Here is an 8,193-nt window from a genome sequence, read left to right on the forward strand (position 1 = left end):
GCCTATCGGAATACCAGCGTCTTAACGGCAGCGAGTAAAATAATGAAAGGAAAAATGCAATCTTTCTAAATGTGGTAATTCGTAACGATTGCCTACATTGCTCTATATTTTGCATAGCAGCCTTTTATCTTTCTAATTGGCGTAATTCCGCTTCACTAAAATCAGTTCCACGTTGCAACTGCTTGACGTGGGCGAGCTCGGCCTGAAGATCGTGGCGCTTTTCCGCCAACTGCGTCAGTGTCTGCTTGAGTAAAGCCGCCTGCGCTGCCAATAACTGCTGCTTTTCATTTTGCAGTTGAGCGTAGTGTTTCAATGCGGCTAAGTCGACGCCGGCAGTCTGCATTTCGGCCATAAACTTGATCAAAGTGACGACCTGCGCTTCATTCATTAAAGTCAATTGCGGTAAAATGGTTCGCTGATAAAGGGCCAGTTGTGCCGGCGGAATGCCAGTCTGTTGACTTAATTGTTGATTAGCCATTTTGCCCACCCCGCTTTTTTTGCGGCACGATCAAAACCATCGTCAAGAGTAACGCGAGCAGTAAAAAGCCGACTCCGCCGCGCAAAGCCCAATCCGTGCGTGAAACTAGATCGTTGGCTCCGGCCAGCGTTGAACCGAGCACGACCGAAATAGCCAGGCCCAACGAACCGCCGACTTGGTGGGCCACGTTGACCACCCCTGAAGCGGCGCCAGCATCCCGTGGTTCAATTTCCGCGATCCCGGCTATGGTCAAGGGACTTAAGGCGGCACCTTGACCTAAACCGATCAAGATCATCGGCAAGGCGATCATCAAAATATAGTTGCCGTGCGCACCAGCGAAACTGAGCCAAAACATGCCAATGATCGTCATGACCAAGCCGCCAACTAAAGTCAACCCATTACCGAATTTAGCCGTCCAGCGGGAAACTTGGAGCGCGCTGATAAAGTTGGCGATCGTCATCGGGAAAAAGCCGATCCCGGCCAACAACGGTGAGAAGCCGTAAATTTTTTGCAAAAACTGGGTGATAAAGAACCAAAACGCCATCATGGCGCCTAAAAACAACATCCGGGCTAAATAAGCACCAGTGCGTTCTCTATTCTTAAAAACGCGTAACGGCATGATCGGCTGCGTTACTTTAGCTTCACGCAGAATAAATAACGCTAATAAAATCACGGCGGCAATGAGCCAATACCAGGCGGTGCTGCTATCCGCAATCAGCAAGATCCCGTAAACCAGACTGACCATTCCTAACAAAGACAGTAATGAGCCGATTCCGTCAAAAGAGCCTTTCTGAGCCTTGGTCGCATGAACTGCTTTACTAGCCCAAATGAACATGCCGATAGCTAATGGCACATTGACAAAAAAGGCGTAGCGCCAACTTAACAGACTGGCAAACAAGCCACCGATCACTAAGCCTAAACTTGCCCCAATGCCGGCAACCGCGCCGTAATCAGCGACGGCGCGGATCCGCTTAGAGCCAGCCGGAATGCTGTCCATTAATAATGCCAACGTTGACGGCGCCAAGGCTGCAGCACCGGCGCCTTGAAACCCACGAGCAATGATCAACCAAGTGGCACTGTTGGCCAAACCGACTAACAATGAGCCGAGCCCGAAAATGATCAAGCCTAAATCAAAAATCTGCTTACGGCCCATAATATCACCGAGCCGGCCACCTAATAATAACAAGCCACCGAAAATAATCGTGTAGGCATTTTGCACCCAAGTTAGATTGGCCGTCGATAAGTGTAGCTCACTTTGAATGTTGGGTAACGCCGTGATCACCACCGACACGTCCAAAACGGTCATAAAGTAACTCACGAGTACGATCGCCAAAACGGTAAATTCGTATTTGGTAAATTTAGTTTGCATGATTTTTTGCTCCTTTTGTTTTCCTGTTTTTGATTACAAGGAGCAGTATATTAGGTTGCAGTAACTGCAAGGCAAGCCTTTTTCTGAAAAAGTTTTTATTTTGGCCCAAATAATTAACGCTTTAGGTATAACGGCCTACCCTAAATCAGCTAGTTCAGCAAACGTTCATAAATTTTAAATCACCGCAAACAAACAACGTTGGTCAAAGCAGCAGATAGGCAACCTTGACTAACGTTGGACGGAACTTTATTGACGGCGAACACTGGCATTTCGGCAATGTGCTTTTACAGCCCGTATTAATCGGCACTTCCCCCCACTCCACTGCCGGACGATCGAATGACCTATTTCAATTCGGCCATTACTGTTTGTGCAAAAACGGCGGCCTGCTGCAAGTCCGTAGCATCAGGATGCCCTTTGTGAACTGCCGCAAACTCGCCCCAACACCGGAAACTGCGCGTAGCAACCGAAATATTTTTCGCCTGCATTAACTTATCTGCTTCCTTGTCTAAATCCTTCTTTAACGCCGAGGTGCCAAAAGTGGCCGCGTGCTTCACCATAGCCGGATCAAGCTGCGCAATAAACTGTTTAAAATGCTTGTCAAGGCCAGCCCAATAAACAGAACCACCTAAAAATAACAGATCAACTGGCTCCGCGACTGGCACCGAGCAATCTTTGGCCACCACGCCCGCTGCTTGAGCGATTGCTTCGGCTACTTTTTTGGCGTTACCGCCACGTGAATAATACCGCACCGCAATTTTCATTCTGATCATTCCTTTTTAGTTAGCGCTTTAATAACCTAATTTCAGTATAACCTAAAAAAATGCTGGCCGCCGAACGATTTGTTAAAAGCGGCTGGGGACAACAAAAAACGGTCCCACCAAGTCTTTAACTTAGCGAGGCCGCCTTCTGAAATTAAGTCATGACAACATTTGTGCCAGATAATTCTGTTCACCGATCAAGGTCACTAACGCCAATTGTTGTTGTGTCCAATTTAAATCTTCTACTTCATCTTCCACGTAAGCCTTAACCAAGTCATAGCTAGTAATATCCAAAACCTGATGATCCAACATTGGTGCCAACACGGCGATCCCTTTTTGCGAAATTGCTTCTTCGGCCTTTAAATAGGCATTAAGCTCGGTCAATACCGGCTGGGCTGGCTGCGCTTCTTGTAATACTTGGCCGTTGAGATCAAGGATCCGTGCTAAAAACTGATCAGCGAAATCCTGTTCTTCAGTAGCGTGGGCCGTGTATTTAGCGCTTAATTTGGTAAAGCCTTGACTAGCAAAAACTTGTGCAGCAATAGCATGGTGCGTCGCTTGACCAGTAGCGGCTGTTGCTAATGTTTGTAATGTAGCGATCACTTTCTCAGATTGGCTCATCATAACGCTTCCTATCATTTAGATTTATCACATTATAACGGTTAATGAGCATAAACACCACGAAAGACACTTATTCACAACGCTTTGACAAACACGCTTACCGTACCTTACGGGTCGCGGTAACTGCTGCTTTAAAAATAAACACTTTACTGAAAACGTAATTAATGACCACCACCAAAATATTATCAATTATTTTAGTTAGCAAGGCACTGCCGCCGAGAACACTGATCCCCAGCCACATAATCAGCATGTCTAGTAACAAGGACAGGCCCCGAAATAAGAAGAAAGAACTGACTTCACGTACCAAGGCGGAACCTGCAGTGGTGGTTGCCTTAAACACCCAACGTTTATTCGTGATATAGGCGAAAAGAACGGATAATAACCAGGCCACGATATTATCAAATTGATAATTCCACGCCGTTAATTGGTGCAACAGGCCGAAAACCACAATATTGATCAAAGTGGTCAGCCCGCCAAAAAATAAATAATTGAGCACCGCTTGATGCTGCCGATAGAGTTGTTTAATTGTGCTCATGCTTTTTCACCTCGATAGCGGCAAGTATAAACCAACGATGCAAAACGCTGGGCTTGACCGTTAATTTTTACTGCAGATGGTGCTAATTGGTAACGTTGCGTTTTAACCACCCAGAGTTTTTGGGCCGTGGCGTGTTGATTCCTGAGCACGATCCGGTAACGCCCAGGTTTTAACCGCTGCGTTAAACGCAGCGCGGTTGCCTGTTGCCGCAATTTATAACGCCGCTGCGATTGCAGATCAACTAATTGCGCCGTAATTTTTGTTTTAGCCGGAATCAGAATTGACAGCTTATTGGCCACATGATTAAGTTGAACATCCTGCGTCAGGGTCGTTTTAGCAGCAATCGTCGTCAGCGGCGCGTGGTATTGCGCCGAAACCTGGCTGCGCTGTGCGGCCACCACGTGATCATAATTAACCAATGGCGTCTTAATGGTCACCAAAAGTATGCCGGCCAAAACACCAATGCCGCTAAGTAAAGCGGTTCGCTGGGGCGTAGTTAATTTAAAGGGCACCTGGTTAGGCAAGGTTGGGCAAACATCAAGCAATAGTAATAATGCCAAAAGTGGTTGACCATAACGTCCTTCGGCTTCCCAAAGTAAGGCGTGGAAGGCCAAATACCCAACGGCTGTGATCACTAACAGGTCGATCATTGGTACGGCTAACTGCTTTTTAGTCCGGAATAAAACCCAGCATTTCATTAATGACCAGCTGTAAAGTAAAATCACGCCAATGCGCATGACTAGCTGCCCCAACAAACTCAACTGCCCTTGATACTTTTGGTAGGCTGCTGGTGCGTTGATAAAACCACCTGTATAACTTTTTTGCAAATGACCAACGTTTAATAAAATACCAATTTTAAGCACCCACCGTTTAACGATCCCGCTAAAACCGAGTTGCTTTAACCGTTTAGGTAAATTCTGCTGGGCAAAGGTTTGCCGCGCCTTTTTGTTAGGCAGTGTATTCATTTTCTGAACATCCTTACCCACATAAGTTCCTGTTCCGCTGGGATTATAACTCATCCAAACCCAATGTAACACTGGAACTTGATACTTCACATTGCGACTAAAATTGACGGTGTGATCTACCACTTTTTCTGTCGGCACGGTGGCCGCAAAGCCAACCAATAAAAGCAACAATGGCAGCAATAGCTTCAGCAATAAAGCGCGGTCAGTAACGGCCAAAGCCCCAAGTAACAAAACGGTGGCCAGCGCCAAAACAATCAAGTTCGGCTTTAGCATTTGCCCGAATAAGGCCGAACTGAAAATCAAAATTCCGGCAACGACTTTACCTTTTACGCCTAATTGTTGCCAGCGGGTCAAACAATCAAAAATCACTAGTAAACAGAATAATATAGGTAAATCTGAATAAAAAACCTGTAAATAATAGCTATAAGCAAACGGACTAACTAAGAAAAAAAGCAGCGCCGCCAGTACAATGCTATTTCTGGTCTTGGTACGCATCAGGATGATCAAGCTTAAACCAATTGTGCCATCCAGAAAAAGCAGTGCTAAAATATGGAGCGCCTGATTCGTAGTCAACCCAACCAACGTTGTTAATTTTAACCATTGGGCAAGTAAAAAGGCGAGATCAACATTATTCGGATAACGCCAAAAGTAGGTGCTGATCCCCCAATTAGTCTGACCCCGGCTTAGCCGTTCGGCCTGATAAAGGACCCGAAAAGGATCATGGTAAACCGTGGCCGGTAAAAAATGTAACACTAATAATTGTCCACTTACGATCAGCGCACAGCCTGCAATAATAAGCCACCATAAGTGTTTCCGGCTTAATTGATCGGTCCAGCGCGTCCAACTCGACCAACCACAGATGCAGACCGCGCAGCCACCGAGAACCAGCACACTTAACCGAGGATCGGCCGGCATGATCACGTTGCTGATGATCCCGATCAAAAGGCTGCTTCCCAGCAGTAAAGGAAAAAGCTTCGACCACGTTATTTTTTTCAGCATCAGCCTACGCCCCAATAGTCGATTCGATCGTGAACCGCGGACGCCGCTTAACTTCAGTCATCATCTTGCCAACATACTCACCTAAAATACCTAAGCTGATCATCTGAAATCCCCCTAATATCCAGATGGAGATCATTAGCGATGACCAACCATGAACCGTTAGGCCCAACCATTTAGTCGCCACTGAGTAGATCAAGGCAGCGATCCCTAAGCAGCTGGCAAAAATACCTAAAAATAAAATGGCGCGCACCGGTGCGATCGACAAAGAGGTTAACCCGTCCCACGCAAAGGCCAGCATTTTCTTAAGCGGATATTTTGACTCACCGGCTAGCCGGGGTGTGCGTTGATAATAAACGCAGTCGGTTTTAAACCCAAGCATCGGGATCACGCCGCGAATAAACATGTTGCGCTCCGGGTATTTAAGGAAGGTTTGGATCGCCCGCCGGGACATTAACCGAAAGTCGGCGTGATTTTGTACCAACTGTACGCCTAAGACTTTTAACGTTTTATAGAACAACAAGGCAGTATTCCGTTTGAACCAAGTATCTGTTGCCCGATTATTGCGTACGCCATAAACAATATCCGCACCGGCCGCAAATTTTTCCACCATAGTCGGGATCGCATTGGGATCATCCTGTAGATCCGCATCAATCGTGATCACCACGTCCGCCGTGTTGATCGCCTGTTGCATACCAGCGATCAAGGCATTTTGATGGCCAAAATTACGACTGAACTTAATCCCTTTGACCCGCTGGCCGCTGTGATTCTCCGCGTTGATAATGGCCCAGGTACGATCCGTGGAACCATCATCGACAACTAGAATATCCGACTGCCGGTCAAATAACTGCTGCTCGATCAAGCCGTCTTCAATTTTTAACAGCCGTTGTAAACTTGACGCTAAGACTTCTTCTTCGTTATAAGCTGGAATAACGATCGTTAATTTTTCCATGATCAGCCGACCTTTCTTTGTGATCTAAATTGTGGTAAATGAATGTGGGACTGATATTTATGCCAGCCAAGTTCCATGCACGCCCACCAAGCTAAAGCTAGCAAAAGACTACCAGCAGTGTCACTGGGATAATGCGCCCGTAAATAAATACGGGAAAAAACCACCAAACTTAACCAAATAACGGTTAATAACCCTACGACAAACTGAATTTCTTGTTCTTTGATCCGCGGGATCAGAATAAAGCTAATGGCCAACGCGACGATCGCCGCCCCAAAAACGTGCCCACTTGGAAAACTAAAACCACTATCAGGAATAACTTTTAGTGCTGGGCGCGGCCGGCGAACAATTTCTTTAAAAACAAAAGCCACCGCGTCGCCACTGAATAAAACAACGAGCAACCAAATTGCGGTTAATTGCTCATGAAAGCCGCGCCACACCACTACCGCAATGATGACGCTCCAAACAATGTCCATTGGCGGACTGGCCAACTGAGCGATCAGCGCCATCACCTGCGTGCGACTAGAATCAATTAAGGGATGCACCGCATTTAAGCCGCCATTATCCAATGTTTGTAACCAAGTTGCTTGAGTCAGAACACTGACCCCTAATCCGCAAAACAGTATCATTGCGACTAGGCCAGTGATCAACCAGCCACTATCTTTACGCATAAAATCAAATCCTTTTCTATCAATAATTTTTATTCTTTGGCATCGGCCGGACGATCTTGTTTTCGCTTCAACGCCATTACAGCTGCAGGAAGCAAGGAGATCAAAATGATCGCCACCATGATCAATTCAAAATGGGCTTTGACCAAAGCAATATTGCCAAAGAAATAACCGGCTAAAACCGCCACACTGACCCAGGCCACACCCCCTAAAACGTTAAACAAAATAAATTTACGGTAAGGCATTTTACTCACTCCAGCTGTAAAAGGAATAAAAGTCCGAATCACCGGCATAAACCGGCCAAGAAAAATTGCGCTACTGCCATGGCGTGTAAAGAAATGCTCGGCTTCGTGCAGATACTTAGGCTTCAACCACCGCTGCCATTTAGGTTTCGTTAAATAATGGCCTAAGTGCTGGCCGATCTCGAAGTTCACACTATCTCCGGCGATCGCGGCCAAGGATAACAAAACAAGTAGCACAAGCGGATTTAAAGACTGACTGCTGACCGCCGCCAGCGAGCCACATAAGAAAAGTAGCGAATCACCTGGCAGAAACGGAAAAACCACGACGCCAGTTTCAATAAAAATAACAATGAACAGCCCGGCATAAACCAACCAGCCATATTGGGCGATCAACAACGGTAATAAATGATTCAAATTCAAAATTGACGCAATTGCGGCAGTAACCATATTGGTGTTCCTCCTCTAGCTCACATAAAAATGTTTGTTTCTCAGCCAAAACCGCTGATAAACATCGAGAGTGTCAAGAATTTTGTGTAAATGAGTAACTCTTGTTTGCACGATTAAATGACCAATTTCAAAACATTGATTCTAATGTATCTTGACATTGTTTGA

At 46.1% G+C, this 8,193-nt stretch carries 9 protein-coding genes; all 9 read right to left on the reverse strand.

The genetic code is table 11. The features are described from left to right. Window positions 1–124: 124 nt before the first annotated feature. Window positions 125–478, reverse strand: a complete 354-nt coding sequence (locus FFM78_RS13155) for a hypothetical protein (protein WP_137638849.1) — start codon at window positions 476–478, stop codon at window positions 125–127. Further along, window positions 471–1,847 carry an MFS transporter gene (locus FFM78_RS13160; RefSeq protein ID WP_137638850.1) on the reverse strand — a complete coding sequence of 459 codons (1,377 nt, stop codon included), beginning with the start codon at window positions 1,845–1,847 and terminating at the stop codon, window positions 471–473. The genes FFM78_RS13155 and FFM78_RS13160 overlap by 8 nt, the downstream gene beginning before the upstream one ends. 341 nt (window positions 1,848–2,188) lie before the next feature. After that, entirely contained in the window at window positions 2,189–2,608 is a 420-nt protein-coding gene (locus FFM78_RS13165; RefSeq protein WP_137638851.1) for a flavodoxin family protein, read from the reverse strand. Between the two features lie 156 nt (window positions 2,609–2,764). After that, a complete protein-coding gene (locus tag FFM78_RS13170; RefSeq protein ID WP_137638852.1) occupies window positions 2,765–3,226 on the reverse strand; it encodes a ferritin-like domain-containing protein in 462 nt (153 codons plus the stop codon). 97 nt (window positions 3,227–3,323) lie between these two features. Continuing rightward, window positions 3,324–3,761, reverse strand: coding sequence for a GtrA family protein (locus FFM78_RS13175; protein WP_137638853.1), 438 nt, complete (start codon window positions 3,759–3,761; stop codon window positions 3,324–3,326). Continuing rightward, window positions 3,758–5,725, reverse strand: coding sequence for a glycosyltransferase-like membrane protein (locus FFM78_RS13180; RefSeq protein WP_137638854.1), 1,968 nt, complete (start codon window positions 5,723–5,725; stop codon window positions 3,758–3,760). The genes FFM78_RS13175 and FFM78_RS13180 overlap by 4 nt, the downstream gene beginning before the upstream one ends. A gap of 4 nt (window positions 5,726–5,729) precedes the next feature. Further along, window positions 5,730–6,674 (reverse strand): glycosyltransferase family 2 protein, encoded by a 945-nt coding sequence (locus FFM78_RS13185; protein WP_137638855.1) that lies wholly within the window; start codon window positions 6,672–6,674, stop codon window positions 5,730–5,732. Window positions 6,675–6,676: 2 nt separating this feature from the next. After that, window positions 6,677–7,342 (reverse strand): phosphatase PAP2 family protein, encoded by a 666-nt coding sequence (locus tag FFM78_RS13190; protein ID WP_137638856.1) that lies wholly within the window; start codon window positions 7,340–7,342, stop codon window positions 6,677–6,679. 29 nt (window positions 7,343–7,371) lie between these two features. After that, complete coding sequence (locus FFM78_RS13195; RefSeq protein WP_137638857.1) at window positions 7,372–8,028, reverse strand: VTT domain-containing protein; 657 nt, start codon at window positions 8,026–8,028, stop codon at window positions 7,372–7,374. Between the last annotated feature and the right edge of the window lie 165 nt (window positions 8,029–8,193).

This window comes from Loigolactobacillus binensis, from assembly GCF_005405165.1.
Lineage (GTDB): Bacteria > Bacillota > Bacilli > Lactobacillales > Lactobacillaceae > Loigolactobacillus > Loigolactobacillus binensis.